This window comes from Pseudoalteromonas sp. Z9A5 (assembly GCF_011378875.1).
Classification (GTDB): Bacteria; Pseudomonadota; Gammaproteobacteria; order Enterobacterales; family Alteromonadaceae; genus Pseudoalteromonas.
In genome coordinates this window covers 1-19,005 of record NZ_WTLC01000049.1, presented here as the reverse complement: position 1 = coordinate 19,005, position 19,005 = coordinate 1, and the positions used below count along the sequence as shown (strand labels likewise).

The window sequence follows — 19,005 nt, the reverse complement described above, 5'->3', positions numbered from 1 at the left end:
GTTTAATTAATGCCTGAATTACCAGAGGTAGAAGTGAGCCGAATGGGCATTACTCCCCACGTACAAAACCAAGTTGTTACTAAGGTGAATATTTATAACGCGAGTATGCGCTGGCCGGTACCCGATGACGTGTATCAACTTGAAGGGTTAATGGTGACTGAAATAGAGCGCCGTGCAAAATACTTATTATTACATTGCGAGCTGGGCAGTACTATTTTGCATTTAGGTATGTCGGGTAATTTACGCGTAGTAGATAAAAGCGAGCCATTAAAAAAGCACGACCATGTAGAATTTATTTTTGGTAACGGTAAAGCGCTGCGTTTAAACGATCCTCGTCGCTTTGGTTGTTGTTTATGGCAAGAGCCAGGTGAAGTACATAAGTTACTTTCTAAGCTTGGTCCGGAGCCGCTTACGGATGATTTTTTTGCTAAACGAGTGTACGAGCAGTCACGAAATAAAAAAGTACCCGTAAAGCAGTTTATTATGGATAACGCAGTGGTGGTTGGAGTTGGGAATATTTATGCTAATGAATCACTTTTTAAAGCGGGTATACACCCAAAGCTAGAAGCGGGTAAAGTATCACTAAAACGCTACCAAGCGCTTATTCCTATTATAAAAGACACGCTTGCTGCGGCTATTACACAAGGTGGTACAACACTTAAAGACTTTGCACAAAGTGATGGTAAGCCAGGGTATTTTGCTCAGCAGTTACTCGTGTATGGGCGTAAAGGTCAGCCGTGTATGACGTGTAAAACGCAACTAGAAGAAATACGGCTAGGGCAGCGCAGTACGGTTTTTTGCCCAAATTGCCAAAAATAAGTTAGCTTAATTTATCCAGTACCTAAATTAAATAATACTTAATGGTCAGCTTTAAAAGCTGACCATTAACGTTAAAGCTCAAATGGTGCTACGCCTACCGCTTTCATTTTATAGCCAACTTGCGCTATTTCGCCCGACCATGCTTGTGTACTTATTACGCCGGTTACAACAATTGCGTCGTATAGGCTATCTATAGGTACGCCGCCTTTAATAGTTACATGCACTATTTGATTTGGCGGTGGTGGTGGCACATGTATACACGCCCCAAAATATGGCACTAGTAAAAACTCGGTAATTACCTCGCTGTCACCCTCTAGTGGTACTACAAAACCAGGTAAACTTACAGATTGACCATTTAGCTCTTTTACAACTGGTGCGTCTAAGTCTGGTTGTATCCAGTTTTGATCGCTACCTTCGTGATTAGCTTGTGCTTGAGTATCTATTTGCACATGGTTTTTAGGAATTAAGTCTTCCCAAAAAATTTCTTTTGGTGGATTTGCACTGCTTACAAAACTAGTAAGCAGTAAGCTTACTAAAGCGCCGTAATAAAGTGTTGTTTTAAAAAAAGTCATAAAGTACCTAATAGTTATGTTTTTATACTCATGCCATCGCTGAGTGAATAAAAATAAGCGCGTGTGGCAGGTATTAAGCCAATAATAAAACCAGCAACCATAATAACGCCTATAAGAGTGAGTTCATAGTAAGAGAGCATTGCTATGTTAACGCTGATACCAGCATGACTTTGTAAATATGACCCGCCAGTAAACAAAGCTAAATAATATAATGCACAGCCAACTAAGCAACCAATAAACATGGTTAGCAGTGACTCAAAGCTTATTAATGTAAACAACTGCCATGGGCGAGCACCTACAGAGCGTAATATTGCAAGTTCTCGCCGGCGTTGGCTTAAGTTAGCAAGTAGGGTGGTTAGCATTCCCAGTAAACTTACTAATACAACAACGGCTGAAAACAGCAGTAGTATTTTTTCTACTATGGCGAGTATTCCCCATAATTCTTTAAGTGTTACGGTAGGCATGATGCCAAGCAGGGCTTCTTTTTTATATTGATTTATATTGCGCCTAATTTGAAGTGTGTATAAAGGCGATTCGAACCCCATTAAAAAAGCAGTAATTTGTTTTGGATGACCTGTTAAATTATTATGCTTTTCGTGTTCAGCGTGTTCAGCGTGTTCAGCGTGTTCAGTATTAGAGCCACCATGAATCAAATCAATTGCAGCAAGTGGAATATGCAGTGTTTTATCAACAGGTGTACCGGTAGCATTTAAAATGCCAACGACTGTAAATGGGTTATCTTTGTGGTGATGAAAACTGGTATTGCCCATTCCGTGCGATATAACAATGTTATCACCCAGTTTATAGTCTAATTTATTTGCTACTTCACTGCCCAGTACCACTTCATTTATTGCTTCAAAGGCATGCCCTTTGCTAAAGCTTAAATTTTGCTTTTTAGCAAAACAATAGTGAGTAAAATAATCGAGAGTTGTGCCTATTACAGCCTGTCCTTTATGGCTATCACCTAGGCTAATAGGAATACTCCACTTAACGCCACGTTGGTTTGTTATGTACTCGTAACTTTGCCAACTTACGCCGTTATTTGCGTGCCCAATCCTAAATACCGAAGAAAGTAAGAGTTGAATGTCGCCAGTACGCGCACCAACAATTAAATCAGTACCAGAGAGTGTATTACTAAAACTACTTTTAGCGTCAACCCTAATACGTTCAATATTGAGTAAAAGCATGACACTAATGGCAATGGTCAACAGTGTTAAAAATACACTGGCTTTACGGTTTAATAAGCTTTTGTAGGCGAGCTTTGCGAGGATCATACACTCTCCTGCAAACTAATTAGGTTAATAGAGCGATCAAATAAAGGCTGCAAGCTCTCATCATGGCTTACAAACACTAACGTACTGTTTGAATGTTTAGCTTGTTCAAACAATAATTTTATAAAGCTTTCACGATTATTCGTATCAAGTGCAGAGGTTGGTTCGTCAGCAATTATTAGCTCAGGACTGCCTATAAATGCACGCGCTGCAGCAACGCGTTGCTGTTGCCCTACACTCAATGTAGCGACATCTTTTTTATGATATTGCTCAGTTAAACCAAGGGCATTTAGTAATCTTGTTGCTTCTTGGTTTAGAGAGGCAGACTGCTTGAGAGCTACTTTTTGACGACTCTTAGAAAATTGACATCCTAAAATTACGTTTTCGATAGGTGTTAAATAAGGAAGTAAATTAAAGTTTTGAAATATATAACCAATATGATCAGCCCTAAATACATCGCGATTAGTATTGCTAAGTGTATTTAAGTTTTTATTTAATATAAAAATATCGCCGCTGGTGGCTGTATTAATACCGGCAAGTAAGGTAAGTAAGGTTGATTTTCCTGAGCCACTTGGACCATGTAAAAAAACGCGCTCGCCTTTTTTAATTACTAATTCGCTAATAGTAAGCGTGGGTTTATTATCGTTTTTATGCCATTTAAAAGTAATGTTTTTTAGGTCGATCATCATGTTTTTTTACCAACCCCAGTAGTTTAGCTCTTTGCGCATTTTAAAGTTTCGGACAATATTAAGCGGTTTTGGTTTTAATTTTTCGTCATTTTGTAAAAATTCATTTGTTGCATTTAATACGCGTTTGCTCGATTGACCATCGGTATACGGATGTAGTTCTTGGCAGTAGGCTTCAATATTTTTCATTAAATCGGCGGGTTTACTAAGCGCATGTGTAACAGCGTTTTCTACTTCTTCTGCATCGGTTATATCAAGTAAATGAGGTTGTGGTTTTTGATTGCAAAAAGTAACGACGGGTTTACGTAATAATAAAAACATTAAAAGTACTGATGATGTGTCACACAACATTACATCGGCTGCTTGTAACAATGGCAAAACGTTATCGGTTTCAATAAACGTTAGGTTTTCATTGCTAAGTACTTTGTATTTAGCAACCCACTCAGTTGGCATTTTTGGATGAAACTGCATTAAAATACGCCATTTTCCAGCTTCGCTAAATTGCTTAATTTGTTCATATAATTTTGGAGCTAACGATAGTTTACGCGAAAAAGTTGAGCAAATAAGTAGTGTAGGGCGCGGATCGTTACTTACATATGGGTTGTTTAAGGTTTCGCTAAAAAGTGGATCTAGCGTTGACCAGCCGGTTTCGGTTACTTTAAAAAAGCCATGTTGTTTAGCAAGCTCTTTAAAACGCTCCGTCGTATTTGGTCCTTGGGTACAATATAAGTCGTAACAGCCACGAATAGTAAAGTGACCACGGTTACCCTCAGAACTGCGTTTTTCAGAATTAAAACCATGAAACACAGCTACTTTTTTTCCAGGAATAAAGCTTGGTACTATATTACCAGGTATAAAAGTTATATCAGGAGCCCAGTTTTTAACGTTTTTTATTGTATTTAAGCGCTGCTCGTCTGTGGTTAAAAATTTTGAGTCAACTTCATTACCTGCCAGAAACCAGCGTACCTCGCCACCATGCGCTAAAATTTGTGCTTGCAGAGGTCTCAAAATAGCGTACGAATAATTTTGAGAAATATACATTAAGTATTTTTTATTTTTAGTAGCGGTTAGGTAATTCAAGCTATCTCCTTAGGCTAGTTAGCAAAGTTAGTTTACCCCATTGCGACAAGCATATAAATATATGCCTTTTATTTGTTTAAGCTCACGATTGAGCTTTGCGGTAGCCTAGATTATTATACTGCCATATAACCCCAAACCATACTTTGCTTAAAAAGCATCCCTAACCCCGGAGATAGCATGACTAGCTATAAAGTTTTAGACGTAAACGATGACTTACCCATTCGCACCAAAGGTGAAGTACACAGCGGTAAAGTTCGTTCAGTTTATTGGTTAACTGATGAAGATAGCGCACGATTAATTAAAGATAAAGGCTATAAAGTACCAAGGGGTACTGAACTGGCTATTATGGTTATTTCCGATAGAATTTCTGCATTTGATTGTATTTGGCAAGGCGAAAACGGCTTAAATGGCGTGCCAGGTAAAGGTATTGCATTAAACTCGGTTGCATCACATTGGTTTAAGTTGTTTGATAAAGCGGGTCTTGCGGGTAATCATATTGTTGATATTCCGCATCCTTACGTATGGATTGTACGCAAAGCAAGTACAGTAAAGGTAGAAGCGATTGCTCGCCAATATATTACTGGTAGCATGTGGCGTGACTATGCAAAAGGTGTTCGTAATTTTTGTGGAATTGATTTGCGAGAAGGCTTAAAAGCAAATCAAAAACTCGATAACATATTAATTACACCCTCTACAAAAGGTATAATTGAAGGCGTACCTGACATTCCACCTGTTGATGATGTAAACATTACTCGCGCTAATATTACTAATAATTTAGATGTGTTTAATTTTAAATCGGCAGACGATGTAACTAAATACGAAAAGCTATTAGTAGAGGGCTTTAAATTAATTAGTGATGAGCTTGCGAAGCTTGATCAAATTTTTGTAGACACTAAATTTGAATTTGGTTACGTAGAGGATTTAAATGGCGTACAACAGCTTATTTATATTGATGAAGTAGGAACTCCTGATTCGTCTCGTATTTGGGATGACGCTGCTTATCGTGATGGTAAAATTGTTGAAAACTCTAAAGAGGGTTTTCGCCAATTGCTAATCAATAATGTGCCAGAAAGTGATGTATTATTAAATAAAGATCGCATGAGCGAGCGTGAGCAATTAGCAAAAGATTATATTTTACCTGAATCAGTAATGCTCGAAGTCTCAAATACCTATGTTGGTATAGCAAGTAAAATTGTAGGCAAAGACATTATAATTCCTGACGATCCTCGCCAAGAAGTTATTTCTATTTTAGATACCGATTATGGGCTAATTATAAAATAGCAGCACTAAATCATTAATAATACCAGTAGCTAAGTTTTTATTTTTAGTTACTGGGCTATAATTCTTGCAATTAGTACTCGTCTCCAATTAACTTAACCTAAGATTAATATTTAGGTGTTGTTATGTTTGGTTGGGCATTACAAAAATTTATAAAAAGTCGTTACTTTTTAGGCATTGGGTTGTTTTTTAGCCACTTTACTTTAAGTGCGAATATTGAATTAGTAATTGAAGATCAACATGGTCAAAAGTTATCAAATACAGTAGTTGAATTAATTTCCATTAAAAATCAGCTCACTTCATCTAACCTTCCCGTTGCTATTATGGATCAGGTTCATAAACAATTTTTACCTGAGTTACTTATTGTTCAAAAAGGGCAGCAAGTCAATTTTCCTAATAGCGATAATATTCGTCATAACGTGTATTCTTTTTCGCAAGCTAAACCTTTTCAGCTAAAGTTATATTCAGGACAACCAAAAGATCCAATTACGTTTGAACAACAAGGTGTGGTTGTTTTGGGCTGTAATATTCATGACTCTATGGTTGGCTATATTTATGTAGCTAATAGTGAGTATGTTTATAAAACGGATGAAAAAGGTTACGTTAGCTTACCTGTTACGGTATTGCCTACTCAGGTGAGCGTATGGCACCCATTACAAACTGCACCATTGGAGAATAAAAAAATTATAAAAATTAATTCTCAAAATCAATTATTGGTAACAATTAATACTTCATCGCCAGAACCCCGTAATACGTTTGGCAGTAAGTTTAAGGCTGGAAATGACGAATAGTTTAAAAAACCGTATAACTATTTTATGCGTAGGTTTAGTGCTATTAACCACTTTAGTTAGCCTCTTTAGTTTTTTGTGGTCTACAAGTAAGTTTCAAGAAGAAAAAGTAAACCAAGATATAAATGTAGCGCAAAGTGTTTATAAGCAATACTTAAAATCAAAAGAAAGCTTACTGTTAACTGCTGCAAAAGTACTGACTTCTGACTTTGGCTTTAAACAAGCTGTTGCTACCCGCGATGCAGGTACTATAAGCAGTGTTTTGTTTAACCATAGCCAGCGTATAGACGCAGAGCTTATGCTGTTGATTGATTTGTCGGGTCAGTTAATTTCGGCAAATACTAACGAAGGTCATTTTGAGCATGACTTGCAGCCATTAACTAAAGAGTTATTAAATACGCCAGAACAATCTAGTTTTGCTATTTTAAATAAAGAGCTATATCAAGTTATTTTGCTTCCAGTAAAAGCCCCTCGCACGGTTGCCTATAGTTTAGTTGGCTTTAAAATAGATGATAGCGTAGCGAGTGAACTTAAAAGCTTAACTGGCATGGATGTCAGCTTTATTGGTAGTGCAGACGATTTAGTTATTAGCTCCTTAATAAAACGACCAGCTCAATTTGATCCTGTTCATTATTTTAATACGGTGACGACCTCGCGTTTTTTTGGTGAATATCTGGTGTATCGCAATCTAGATATTGAGCTTACTTCTTTAGTTACCCACCCAATTATTATTTTACTCAGCGCCGATTTAACACAAGGTTATAGCGACTTCGAAAAGCTATTATTTACTTTACTGATATTAGCTATTTTGACTATGTTTGTAGGTGTAATTACAAGTAGTTTACTTGCTAATAATTTAACTACGCCGCTTTCTCAGTTGGCTGTAATTGCAAGGCAGTTTGCACAAGGTAATTATAGTTTTGAGTTTAAAGGCGAAAAACAAAGTACAGAAATAGCGACCCTAGCTGAGGCGTTTAGTAGCATGGGTAACGATATTAACCAGCGTGAGCAGCAAATTAATTTCCAAGCACGGCATGATTCACTTACCGGCTTTTATAATCGCTCAGCCATGCTTGAAGTGCTAGATGACGAACTAAAAGATAATGTGGAATACACATTGGTTGCAATTGATATAAAAGGGCTTCGTCATATTAATGATAAGTTAGGTCCGCGTATTGGTGACGACTGCTTAAAAGCGGTTGCGTGTCGTATTGCTGAATTTTCAGATGAATTAGGCGGTTTTCATGCCCGTATTGGCGGAGATGAATTTTTAACTGTATTCCCAACCGCAGCCGCTAGAGAGCTTAAAAGTGGTGTGGTTGGTTTAATAGCGCAGCTACAGTCTTGTTATACTATTCAAAAATTAAAAATTAGCTTACGTTTCAGTGCTGGTATTTTACAGTATCCGTCTCAAGGTACGATGAGCGATGACTTAATGCGCCGTGTATTAATAGCAGTAGATAGCGCAGCCAACAAAAACGAAAGTATTCATTATTATCAAATAGGTGAAGATGAAGCACATTTAGATCGTTTAATAATGCTTGATGAGTTAAAGCAAGCAATTAGCGATGATGATGGTCAGCTATTTATGACTTATCAACCTAAATTGCATATAAAAACGCAGAAAATAGATAAAGTTGAATCTTTAATTCGTTGGCAACGTAAAGATGGCAGTTGGGTTAACCCTGAAGTGTTTATTGATTTAGCAGAGCAGTCAGGTTTAATTGTTGAGCTAACAGCATGGGTTGTTAATACCGTTGTGGCTCAAGTTGCCGATTGGCAATTGAAGGGCATTAATTTACAAGCTGCAATTAACGTATCAGCGCAAGATATTGCTTTCCCAGGATTTCATTCAGCGTTAGTTCGTACGCTTAAAAAATATAAAGTAGACCCTAAATTAATCACTATTGAGCTAACTGAGCGCGATATGATTGAAAATGAAGAAAAAGGGATTAAAGCGCTCGAAAACTTAAAAGAAATTGGCGTTAAAATATCTTTAGATGATTATGGTGTAGGTCAAACATCACTAGGGCGCTTAAAAATGCTACCTATCGACGAGCTTAAGTTAGATAAGTGTTTTATTTTAAAACTTGATGAATCGCAAAAAGATCAATTTATAGTGCAATCGTCAATCACGTTAGGACACCAATTAGGTTTCTCGGTTGTAGCTGAGGGTGTTGAAACACTCGGCTCGCTAAACTTACTAAAAGATATGCAGTGCGATCATGCACAAGGTTATTACCTAAGTAGACCTTTAAAGGCAGAAATTTTAGAAGAGTGGCTAGAGGAATACTATGAAAAAAATTAAAAGTTTATTGAGCGGTTTGTTACTTGTAATTAGCTTACCAAGTATTGCTAGTGACGGAAAATTATTAGCCACACCAGGGGTTTCTCAAATAGAAGGCGGTGGCGGTGGTGGCATTGTTCCGTGGGCGCAATTAGCGGGTTACGCTAGTGATGATGAGTTTTCGGTTAATGGCTTTTGTAGCCGAGCCGATGTTACCGACTACACGCTAGATGTATGCGGCGCTCAGCTTAATTTATTTAATCGCGTAGAGCTGAGTTATGCGGTACAGCAGTTTGATGTACCAGCACTTGATACCGAAATAGAGCAATCTATTACGGGTGCTAAAATTCGTTTATATGGTGATATTGTTTATAGTAAGTGGCCACAGTTAAGTTTAGGTATTCAGCATAAATCTCTTGATGATGGTGCCGTTGCAAATCTTGTTGGCGCGGAAAATACCAATGGAACAGATTTTTATTTAGCTGCGAGCAAACTCCATTTAGGCGCAATTGCTGGCTATAACTGGTTTTGGAACGTAACTACTCGATACAGCGAAGCGAATGAATTAGGTTTACTTGGCTATGGTGGTGTAAATGATGGCTCTAAAATATTATTAGAAGGGAGTACCGCTATCTTTCTTAGTAGGGGAGTCGCTGTAGGAGTTGAGTATCGCCAAAAATCGAATAATCTTAATTTAGGTGAGCAAGACTGGAAAGATGTGTTTGTTGCATGGATGCCAAATAAACATATAAGTGTAACGGCTGCTTATTTAGATTTAGGGCGTATAGCAGGAGTAAACGATCAAACAGGTTGGTACTTATCGGTAACAGGGTATTGGTAATGAAATCTTTTGCAGTAACTTTATTATGTATAGGCTTGTTAGGGGGGTGTGCGAGTAAATCTGATTTATCCCTTTATCAACAACTTGATGGAAAAGCGGGTATAGAAAGACTTATTGATAGTTTTATTTATCAAATAGGTAACGATGAGCAAGTATTTCATTACTTTGAACACGCTAATATTACACACTTTCGGCAAGGTTTTATTACCCACCTTTGTATGTTAGTTAACGGTCCGTGTAATTATGATGGCGATTCAATGGTCGATATTCATACTGGAATGCATATATCGGAAAAAGACTTTAATCATGTGGTTGATTTACTTATAAATGCAATGAATGAGCAAAATATAAGTCATAGTGTGCAAAATAAAATTCTTTCTAAAATGGCGCCATTACGCAGCGAAATAATAAAAATTTAGTAAAAAACAGGTCGATTCGAATTTATTTCGCGTTTATTGTTTAAAACCATATGGGCAGTTTTTACAGCCATTTTTACAACACGAACCTCGCTTTAAAAAAAACCACTTACTAAATATCATGTAGCCGCTTTGCATGGTGTAGTCGAGCCCTTCAATTAAATTGTCACTTTTTCTAAATGGCTTTGCAAAATCAATTTGGATTTTAATCGGCTGCGTATATATGTTTTCTAAATAGGCATTTATTTTATCGAGTGTGCAGCTTCTACATAAACAGCTTGTTGTTGTGGTATCAAGAGGTAAAATGGCAGGAAGTTCGTTGCACCAACATGCCAATATATTATCTACGTTACAAGTGAGCATGGTATTACAATGGGTGCAGTTGAGTTGAGTCATTATTATTCTTTAAAGTTTTAGTCGCATAAGCATACCAAATATTATGAACACACAAAAAGCATTAGCTGAATTTATTACTTTTGGTGAACGCAGAGATGATGCCATTTCGGTTATTGTTTCAACTCCTGCAAACAGTCAAAATATTATTTATACTTTAACAACCACAGTACTAATTGATGTACTAGAACGTTGTTTAAATAACGAAATCGACTTGGATGACCTAGAGCTGTGGGCTAATGTAATTGAGTCGAGAGATGATATTAATTGCAGTGAACATGACGGCGTTATTTATGCGCTTAGTAACAGTGAGCAAATGGGTGAGCTTAGCCACAAAAAGCTTGCGCAATTAGTTACGTTGGTAAAAATTTGATTTAGCGCTAAGCAGCCAATAAAGCGAGGTGTAAAACCTCACCTACAGTAAACATCAAACCCCACAACATACACCAAATCCGTAGGTGCGATTTTACATCGCGCTCATGTAACGTGTTTTAAAGTTTAAAAAGCGAGGTGTAAAACCTCACCTACAATAAACATCAAACCCCACAACATACACCAAACCCGTAGGTGCGATTTTATATCGCGCTCATGTAACGTGGTTTTAAAGTTTAAAAAGCGAGGTGTAAAACCTCACCTACATCAACACATACACTTAACCTGTAGGTGCGAATTTACATCAATCATATAACTTATAAGTAATAAAAAACCGCATTCAAATTGAACGCGGTTTTTTTTAAATCGAGAATTACCGTTTTAAACGATTACTTATGGTATCCCAAACATGTTTCCACTTCGTTTTTAGAACCTAAAATTACAGCCACACGCTGGTGGATTGCATCAGGCTGAATATCCATAATACGTTCACTGCCTGTTGAGGCAATGCCGCCAGCTTGCTCTACCAGCATAGCCATTGGATTGGCTTCGTAAAGTAAGCGTAGTTTATTAGGTTTTTTAGGATCTTTAGTATCGGTAGGGTAAGTAAAAATACCACCACGGCTTAATACACGATGCACATCGCCAACCATTGCTGCAATCCAGCGCATATTAAAGTTTTTAGCACGAGGACCTGTTTCGCCAGCTTCTAAGTCATTAATATAGCTTTGCATTGCTGGTTGCCAATGGCGTTGATTAGATGAATTAATAGCAAATTCGTTAGTATCAGCAGGAATGTCAGCAAAATCTTGTGTTAGTAAAAAGCTACCTTGTGTTTTATCAAGGGTAAACATACGCGTGCCTTTACCTGTACTAAGTGCAAGCATAGTTGACGGACCATAAAGTACGTAACCAGCTGCAACTTGCTTATGACCTGGCTGCATGAAAATACTTTCATCAGCAGCATCAGAACCTTCAGGTGCTTCCATAATCGAGAAGATAGTACCCACAAGTGAGTTAATATCAGTATTTGATGAGCCATCAAGGGGATCAAATGCAACAATATATTTAGCATCTTGATTGCCAGCTACTGTGTAGTCTTCTTCCTCAGAAGCGATTGCTTTAACGGTTCCAGATTCCAGTAAAATATCTTTTAACAGCTGATTAGATAATACATCGAGCTTTTTTTGAGTTTCGCCTTGAATGTTTTCATCAAGAGTTGAACCTAGTACGCCTGAAAGTGCACCTTGACCAACACGAAATGAAATTTCTTTACATGCAGCTAAAATTGTTCGAATTAATGATAAAAGCTCTCTTGGGCAACCGTCTTCAAGTAATACTGGAGGGAGTCTACGCATTTTATTTTCCTGATAACATATTCAAATTAATCACAAAGTGAGAGAGATTAGTTTAAAGCGCTGAAATTCGTCTTAAATAACTGTATTGTTTAAATAGCACCCTATAATGGGACCACCTAATCGTACTTAAAACACAAATAACAAAGATAAGATTATGAAAAAAATATCACTATTATGTTACATATTCCTTACTGTGCTGTTCTCTATCATAACCCAAGCGCACGCAGCAATTAAGTCTATTGATGAATTTACTGGGCAAATGAATCATTTTCCAGGCTTCTATTCATTCTTTTATGATACCCAAAATGGCAAGGTGTACTTAAAAGTTGATAAGTTTGAACAGCAGTTTTTACTTCAACAAAGTTTACCGTACGGTATTGGCTCTAACGATATAGGGCTTGATCGCGGTCAGTTAGGTAACACTTATTTAGTTCAGTTTGAGCGTTTTGGTGATAAAGTAATGTTACGCGCTGTAAATACTTACTACCGTGCTAATACGAGTAATAAAGCGGAACAACAAAGTATTAAAGAAGCATTTGCATCAAGCATACTTGCTGGTTTTAAAGTTGTTGCAGAGGATAATAGTACAGCGCTGATTGATTACACTCCTTATCTACTAAGTGACGTGCATGGTGTAAGCCGAACACTTGCTGCCCGTAAACAAGGTAGCTTTAACCTTGATGAATCGCGAAGTGCTGTTGATATGAATCGCTCAAAAGCATTTGTAAAAAACACAGAGCTTGAATCAGTACTTACGTTTAAAGGTACAAAGCCTGGTGAGTTTGTTCGCCAAGTTAGCGCAGACCCATACGCCCTTACTGTGCATATGCATCACTCTCTTATTCAATTACCTGATGATAACTACGTACCGCGTAAGTTTAATTCGCAATCAGGTTTTTGGAATATTGAACATAAAGATTACGCAGCACCACTAGGTGAATCTATGTATGTGCGTTACATACCGCGTCATCGCTTAGCTAAAAAAGATCCGAGCTTACCTGTTAGCGAACCAGTAAAACCAATTGTTTATTATTTAGATCCGGGTGTACCAGAACCAGTAAAAAGCGCTTTACTTGAAGGCGGAAAGTGGTGGAATGACGCGTTTAGTGCTGCAGGGTACAAAAATGCATTTATAGTAAAAGTATTACCGACCAATGCCGATCCTATGGATATTCGTTATAACGTTATTCAATGGGTGCATCGTGCAACACGCGGTTGGTCATACGGAAGTTCTGTAATCGACCCACGTACAGGTGAAATTCTTAAAGGGCATGTAACGCTTGGCTCTTTACGTGTACGCCAAGATATTTTAATTGCCGAAGCGCTTGCTGCACCTTATTTAAAAGGTAATGAAGTTGCTAAAAATTTACAGGCGATGGCGCTTGATCGTATTCGCCAATTAAGCGCGCACGAAATTGGTCATACGTTGGGTATTTCACATAACTTTGCTGCATCGGTAGGTGATAGAGCTTCTGTAATGGATTACCCTCATCCGTTACTTAGTTTTAACGAGCAAGGTAAGCTAGATGTAACGCGTGGCTATGCCAAAGGCATGGGGGTATGGGATACCCAAGTAATTAAATATGGCTACAGCGATTTTACTAATCAAGATGAAAGCGCAGCACTCGCCGCTATCTTAAAAGAGAACAAAGCAAAAGGGCTTGAATTTATATCAGACCGTGATGCGCGTGCTAAAGGTGGAGCACATCCTACAGCTCATTTATGGGATAACGGCGCTAACCCTTCACAGGAGCTTTTAAGAGTACTAGATGTTCGTAAAAAAGCGCTTTCTCAGTTTGGTATTAATAACATTAAAACCGGTGATGCACTTTCACAATTAGAAGAAAAGCTAGTCCCGCTTTACTTGTTTCATCGTTTTCAGGTTGAGGCTGCTGTTAAACTTATAGCGGGAGTTGATTACGAATACGAAACACGCAGTGATGCGCAAGTTAAAGGCGCGCAAGTAGTTGCAAAGCAAATACAGCAAGAAGCAGTAAATGCTATTTTTGCAACACTTAAGCCTAGTAACTTATTATTGCCAGAGTCTGTATTATCGCTTATTCCGCCAAAAGCATATGGCGAGTCTAAATCACGCGAAAGTATAGTTGGCCGTACAGGTTTAACACTTGATGCAATGGCATTACCTGAAGTTGCTGTACAACATAGCTTATCGTTATTATTAAACGCCCAACGCTTAAACCGTTTAGCGCAGCAGCAAGCACGTAGTAATAATTTTTACAGCTTAGATGAATTACTTGAGGAGCTTTACAGCCAAGTATTTAACGTATCGTCGCCAAATACTATGACAGGGAAAATCACTCAGCGCGTACAATTTTTAACTGCAAAAACAATGGCAGATTTAGTTGCAAACGATGCTGTAAGCCCTGAAGTGCAAGCGCAATTGAGTTACTACCTGACGAAGTTAAGTGAAGACTTTAATCAAAATTCATTACTAAGTCATACCAGCACCGGCGAAAGTGCATTTAAACAATATTTGGCACAGCAGATTAATCAATTTTTAAAAACCGGCACGTGGCCAAGTAATTTTAAAGCGTTACCAATACCACCTGGTTCGCCAATTTAAAAAATTATCACAATTATAAGGAGACAATCAGCAATAAATATTGTCTCCTCTTTGCAGCGCAAAGCTCGGTGGTAAATACCGTTGTAGGTGAGGTTTTACACCTTGCTTCATTTGTTTTGTAGGTGAGGTTTTACACCTCGCTTGTAAATAAAAAATCCAAGTTACACGAGTGCGAAGTAAATTCGCACCTACAGGTTTGGTGTATGTTATTGGGTTTGGTGTATGTTGTCGGGTTTGATGTTTATTGTAGGTGAGGTTTTACACCTCGCTTTTTGTTTTTTAAAATATTAAAGCCTAGATACACGATTGATGTAAGTTCGCACCTACGGGTTTGGTGTATGTTGTTGGGTTTGATGTTTATTGTAGGTGAGGTTTTACACCTCGCTTTTTAAACTTTAAAGCTATGCTACACGAGCGCGAAATAAATTCGCACCTACGGGTTTGGAGCATGTTGTTGGGTTTGATGTTTATTGTAGGTGAGGTTTTATACCTCGCTTTTTAAACTTTAAAGCCACGTTACATGAGCGCGATATAAAATCGCACCTACGGGTTTGGTGTATGTTGTTGGGTTTGATGTTTATTGTAGGTGAGGTTTTACACCTCGCTTTTTGTTTTTAAAATATTAAAGCCAAGTTACATGATTGATGTAAATTCGCATCTACAGGTTTGGTGTATATTGTCGGGTTTGATGTTTATTGTAGGTGAGGTTTTACACCTCGCTTTTTAAGCTGTTATCGCCTTACTTTATTAATTCGACGTTTGTATTCCTTTCGTTACTTTTACTTGCATAAAGTTGGTTTTTTGTTAACCTACCGCTCTTCCATTTTGGTCTTTTTGAGGTGTTTATGGCGTTTCTATCTCGTTCGATATTGGCGTTATCCATAGCCCTTACAAGTACCAGTGTATTAGCTCAACCTCAATGCGACGTAGAACTCAGACACGGTTTAATAATCACAGACGATGTAATTCGTATAGTTGATAACGGTCAAACTCGTGTGCAAATTAATAATAATAATCAGTTATTTATTCGTGGTTATTGGGTTGATTTGAGCGACGATGAAAGCAAAGTCCTTGAGCAGTTTAGTAGTGGCATTCGCCACACAGTTCCCGAGTTAGTTAACTTAGCAACCGACGGTGTGCATTTAGGTTTAAGCGCCATAGAGCATGTTGTAGAGGGAATGTCTGATAAAGACCCTGAAGTACTTAAAACCCAGCTTAAGTATGTAGAGCGTGCGTTAATGGATAAATTTAAACGTGGCGATGACTTCTTTTTTATTGCTCCGCAATCACTTTCTCAAATTGATGATTTTTTTACCAAAGAAATTAGCCAAAAAATTCATTCCGCAGTACACGGATCGCTTGGTGCAATTATTGTGTCGTTAGGCGGTGCGTTCAAATCGCGCGAAGGTAATATAGAAGATCGTATTAACGACATGGGTCAGCGTATGGATATCATCACAAAAGAGATTGATAAATCATTGCAAAAAAAGGCGCATCAGTTAGAGCTTAAAGCCTCAGAATACTGTGAATGCTTAAATACGCTCGATGTAACCGAATCTCGTTTGCAAGCTATAGTGCCAGGTATGGCTGATTACGATTTAGTACAAATAAAATCGTAATTGTTTACAATTTTATCTGCACTAAATTAGAGAGTTAGAACTATTTAGATGAATTAATTACTTTTATAAAATCTAATATTTCGATTTCTTGTTTATTTGAACGAGCTACACTTTTCCAATATAACTCAACGACCTTTTTATATTTACCATCTAACTTTTCTGAACAATAAGATAATCTTAAAAGGGAAAACGTATCAGAAGAGTCCATTGATAAAAGTTTCTCGGCAGCTAGGCAAGCATCATCATAATTATGTTGTTTAATTGCTGAATTATATTTTTCCAAATAAGCGTTGTACTCTACTTCTATTGGACTTTGCACTGACTGAAAAGCATATTGTTATAGAGGTTATTAAAATTGCTAAATTACAACGTTTAAATATATTCATTAGAGCTCCTTTTATTTATGGAATGATTATAAAACGAGTGCATTTAGGTATGATACTTTTTTGTAAAATCATATAGGTTATAGCTTAATTTCATCAGCTGTTAGCAATCTATACTCACCACTTGCTAGGTTTTCATCTAATTTAATACCAGCAATTTGTTCGCGGTGTAATTCAACCACTTTGTTATCTACAGCATAAAGCATACGTTTAACCTGATGAAACTTACCTTCACTTATTGATAAACGCAGACCGTAATTAGCAAGTCGTTCGGCGATAGCAGGGCGAGTTAAATCTTTTTCGTTATGCAGCATTACACCTTCGCGTAATTGCTCTAATGCTTCATCAGTAATGGGCTCTTGGGTTTCGACTAAATAGGTTTTAAATTTATTACTTTTTGGTGATGTGATTTTATGTGACCACTCACCATCGTTTGTAATAATCACCAAGCCCGTGGTGTCTATGTCTAAGCGACCAGCCACGTGAAAGTCACTCATGTTTGGCTCATCGAGTAAATCAAATACTGTTTTGTGAAGCTCGTCGCTATTGGCGCTAACGTAACCAACTGGTTTATTTAGCATGTAGTAGCGCTTACCTAAAAATACCAACGGCGCTCCTTGAAAAAGCACTTCGTCTTGCTGATGAATATGAGAATCATGTGAGGTTACCACTTCGCCATTAACGCTTACTTCTTTGCGTTTTATACTAGCGCGCGCTTTTGAGCGAGGTAGCTCGGCTAAGTGGCTAATAAATTTATCTAAGCGGCAAGGGAATTTCATTTTGGTTCACATTTTTAGTCGGCTACAATGGGCGCGATTATAACGGATAGTGAAATACCATGACAGTGCAGAGCACACAAATTTTAAGCCTATATAAAGCAAAGGTTGCCTCTGGTGAACTTTGCTTTGATGTTGCTCAGCAAAATGCAGTGAGTGCGTTAAATATCTTGAGCGAGCAGTTGCAGACAAGCCATACTTGGTGGCAAAAAGCACCGTTAGTTAAAGGGGTTTATTTGTATGGACCTGTTGGGCGTGGTAAATCTATGTTAATGGATTTATTTTATAAAAACTTAGCTACGACTCAAAAACAGCGTTTACATTTTCATCATTTTATTGCGCAAGTACATGCTCAACTAGCGCAATTGCAAGGTCAAAAAAATCCATTAAATTTAATTGCAAAACAGTGGGCAAAAAATATTCGTGTGCTGTGTTTTGATGAATTTTTTGTGAGCGACATTGGTGATGCCATGATTATGGCAAGATTATTCGACGCACTGTTTAAACACGGTGTAGTACTGGTGGCTACCTCTAATGCAAAGCCAGAGCAGCTTTATTATAATGGCTTACAACGAGCGCGGTTTTTGCCCACTATCGATTTAGTAAATAATCATTGTCATATAATTAGTGTTGAAGGGATTGAAGATCATCGCTTTAGACACGGTAAAAATAGTAGTCACTATTTTATTGGCTTATCAGAGTCAGCGTTTAAATCTGCATTTTTAATTGACTATCCTACAGCAGTGCAAAGCAACACAATCAGTGTGCATGGACGTGAGTTACCTTATTTATTAAAAACCGATAATGCGTTAATGATTGATTTTATGGCGTTGTGCTCTGGTCCTCGTAGCGCTAACGACTACATGTTTTTAGCAAAGCAGTTTGATGTTTTATATATATCAAAGGTACCAAAAATGGGTGTAAATGCTACGGGTAAAGTTATTGTGCATGGCATTGAAGACAGCTACCAACGCGAAAAGCAAACATTAGATGAGCATACTTTAGATGACGAAGCGCGTCGTTTTATTGCGTTAGTGGATGAGTTTTACGATTGCCATAAGTTGCTGGTAATAAATGCCGAAGCCGACATTGACACTCTTTATACAGGCAAAAAACTAAGCTTTGAATATGCGCGAACACAGTCGCGCATAGTCGAAATGCAAAATTGGTAACGTTTTAGTTTGATGCAGATGTAGATCTTGCTAACGCGAAAATTGCGGCGCCCTTTAACCCTCTTTGTGAATAAGTTACTTAAAATTTTATTGTGCAAAGAGAAGTAAAAGAGGGGTAAATGAAAAGACCAAACATAGTAATTACGAGCTTTGCTCGTCACGCCAGCAAGCTGTGCGTCTACAAGTAAATTTAACCACAGCGTCAAATTTTACCGGTAGATACCATCTCTCATTTTAAGCTTCAAGGTCGTATTTAACTTTCTTGGAGCTTAAACGCTTCTTGGTTTTTTATTACACCAAAACATATATG

General features: G+C 37.7%; 18 protein-coding genes. 10 read left to right on the top strand and 8 right to left on the bottom strand.

Annotation, left to right across the window (positions count from 1 at the left end; translation table 11 throughout):
• Positions 1-9: 9 nt before the first annotated feature.
• The gene (gene mutM, locus GQR56_RS18855; RefSeq protein WP_166114376.1) at positions 10-819 is read left to right on the top strand and encodes a bifunctional DNA-formamidopyrimidine glycosylase/DNA-(apurinic or apyrimidinic site) lyase; all 810 of its coding nucleotides are present in this window, start codon (positions 10-12) and stop codon (positions 817-819) included.
• 71 nt (positions 820-890) lie between these two features.
• On the opposite strand, the gene GQR56_RS18850 is transcribed toward mutM, so the two are convergent.
• The 4 genes from GQR56_RS18850 to GQR56_RS18835 are packed head-to-tail and all read right to left on the bottom strand — an operon-like array spanning position 891 to position 4,428.
• Positions 891-1,391: a DUF3299 domain-containing protein gene (locus tag GQR56_RS18850; protein ID WP_166114374.1), complete on the bottom strand. Its 501-nt coding sequence runs from the start codon at positions 1,389-1,391 to the stop codon at positions 891-893.
• A gap of 14 nt (positions 1,392-1,405) precedes the next feature.
• On the bottom strand, positions 1,406-2,665 hold the full coding sequence (locus GQR56_RS18845) for an ABC transporter permease (protein ID WP_166114371.1): 1,260 nt from the start codon (positions 2,663-2,665) through the stop codon (positions 1,406-1,408).
• Positions 2,662-3,348 carry an ABC transporter ATP-binding protein gene (locus GQR56_RS18840; protein WP_166114394.1) on the bottom strand — a complete coding sequence of 229 codons (687 nt, stop codon included), beginning with the start codon at positions 3,346-3,348 and terminating at the stop codon, positions 2,662-2,664. Before GQR56_RS18840 ends, GQR56_RS18845 begins: the two co-directional genes overlap by 4 nt.
• Positions 3,349-3,357: 9 nt before the next feature.
• The gene (locus GQR56_RS18835; protein WP_206018216.1) at positions 3,358-4,428 is read right to left on the bottom strand and encodes a CDP-glycerol glycerophosphotransferase family protein; all 1,071 of its coding nucleotides are present in this window, start codon (positions 4,426-4,428) and stop codon (positions 3,358-3,360) included.
• 177 nt (positions 4,429-4,605) lie between these two features.
• Between GQR56_RS18835 and GQR56_RS18830 the strand changes: the two genes are divergently transcribed.
• From GQR56_RS18830 to GQR56_RS18810, 5 genes are all read left to right on the top strand, one after another.
• Positions 4,606-5,709, top strand: coding sequence for a phosphoribosylaminoimidazolesuccinocarboxamide synthase (locus GQR56_RS18830; RefSeq protein ID WP_166114368.1), 1,104 nt, complete (start codon positions 4,606-4,608; stop codon positions 5,707-5,709).
• 122 nt (positions 5,710-5,831) lie between these two features.
• Positions 5,832-6,497: a methylamine utilization protein gene (locus tag GQR56_RS18825; RefSeq protein WP_166114365.1), complete on the top strand. Its 666-nt coding sequence runs from the start codon at positions 5,832-5,834 to the stop codon at positions 6,495-6,497.
• Positions 6,487-8,802, top strand: a complete 2,316-nt coding sequence (locus GQR56_RS18820) for an EAL domain-containing protein (RefSeq protein ID WP_166114362.1) — start codon at positions 6,487-6,489, stop codon at positions 8,800-8,802. The genes GQR56_RS18825 and GQR56_RS18820 overlap by 11 nt, the downstream gene beginning before the upstream one ends.
• The gene (locus GQR56_RS18815; protein WP_166114359.1) at positions 8,789-9,622 is read left to right on the top strand and encodes a DUF3034 family protein; all 834 of its coding nucleotides are present in this window, start codon (positions 8,789-8,791) and stop codon (positions 9,620-9,622) included. The genes GQR56_RS18820 and GQR56_RS18815 overlap by 14 nt, the downstream gene beginning before the upstream one ends.
• Positions 9,622-10,041, top strand: coding sequence for a group 1 truncated hemoglobin (locus GQR56_RS18810; protein WP_166114356.1), 420 nt, complete (start codon positions 9,622-9,624; stop codon positions 10,039-10,041). The genes GQR56_RS18815 and GQR56_RS18810 overlap by 1 nt, the downstream gene beginning before the upstream one ends.
• A 33-nt stretch (positions 10,042-10,074) precedes the next feature.
• Here GQR56_RS18810 and GQR56_RS18805 read toward each other — a convergent pair whose 3' ends face one another.
• Positions 10,075-10,434, bottom strand: coding sequence for a DUF5522 domain-containing protein (locus tag GQR56_RS18805; RefSeq protein WP_166114353.1), 360 nt, complete (start codon positions 10,432-10,434; stop codon positions 10,075-10,077).
• Positions 10,435-10,477: 43 nt separating this feature from the next.
• Here GQR56_RS18805 and GQR56_RS18800 point away from each other — a divergent pair, with 43 nt between their 5' ends.
• Positions 10,478-10,804 (top strand): hypothetical protein, encoded by a 327-nt coding sequence (locus GQR56_RS18800; RefSeq protein WP_166114350.1) that lies wholly within the window; start codon positions 10,478-10,480, stop codon positions 10,802-10,804.
• Positions 10,805-11,192: 388 nt separating this feature from the next.
• On the opposite strand, the gene GQR56_RS18795 is transcribed toward GQR56_RS18800, so the two are convergent.
• Positions 11,193-12,161 carry a class 1 fructose-bisphosphatase gene (locus tag GQR56_RS18795; RefSeq protein WP_166114347.1) on the bottom strand — a complete coding sequence of 323 codons (969 nt, stop codon included), beginning with the start codon at positions 12,159-12,161 and terminating at the stop codon, positions 11,193-11,195.
• Positions 12,162-12,315: 154 nt separating this feature from the next.
• On the opposite strand from GQR56_RS18795, the gene GQR56_RS18790 reads away from it, so the two are divergent.
• Together GQR56_RS18790 and GQR56_RS18785 are read left to right on the top strand one after the other, a co-directional pair.
• On the top strand, positions 12,316-14,745 hold the full coding sequence (locus GQR56_RS18790; RefSeq protein WP_166114344.1) for a zinc-dependent metalloprotease: 2,430 nt from the start codon (positions 12,316-12,318) through the stop codon (positions 14,743-14,745).
• 845 nt (positions 14,746-15,590) lie between these two features.
• Positions 15,591-16,364: a YggN family protein gene (locus GQR56_RS18785; protein ID WP_166114341.1), complete on the top strand. Its 774-nt coding sequence runs from the start codon at positions 15,591-15,593 to the stop codon at positions 16,362-16,364.
• Positions 16,365-16,404: 40 nt separating this feature from the next.
• Here the strand turns inward: GQR56_RS18785 and GQR56_RS18780 are convergent, their stop codons facing one another.
• Positions 16,405-16,683: a hypothetical protein gene (locus GQR56_RS18780; RefSeq protein ID WP_166114338.1), complete on the bottom strand. Its 279-nt coding sequence runs from the start codon at positions 16,681-16,683 to the stop codon at positions 16,405-16,407.
• A gap of 144 nt (positions 16,684-16,827) precedes the next feature.
• Complete coding sequence (locus GQR56_RS18775) at positions 16,828-17,526, bottom strand: pseudouridine synthase (protein ID WP_166114335.1); 699 nt, start codon at positions 17,524-17,526, stop codon at positions 16,828-16,830.
• Between the two features lie 59 nt (positions 17,527-17,585).
• Between GQR56_RS18775 and zapE the strand changes: the two genes are divergently transcribed.
• Positions 17,586-18,695: a cell division protein ZapE gene (zapE, locus tag GQR56_RS18770; RefSeq protein WP_166114332.1), complete on the top strand. Its 1,110-nt coding sequence runs from the start codon at positions 17,586-17,588 to the stop codon at positions 18,693-18,695.
• Positions 18,696-19,005 lie beyond the last annotated feature (310 nt).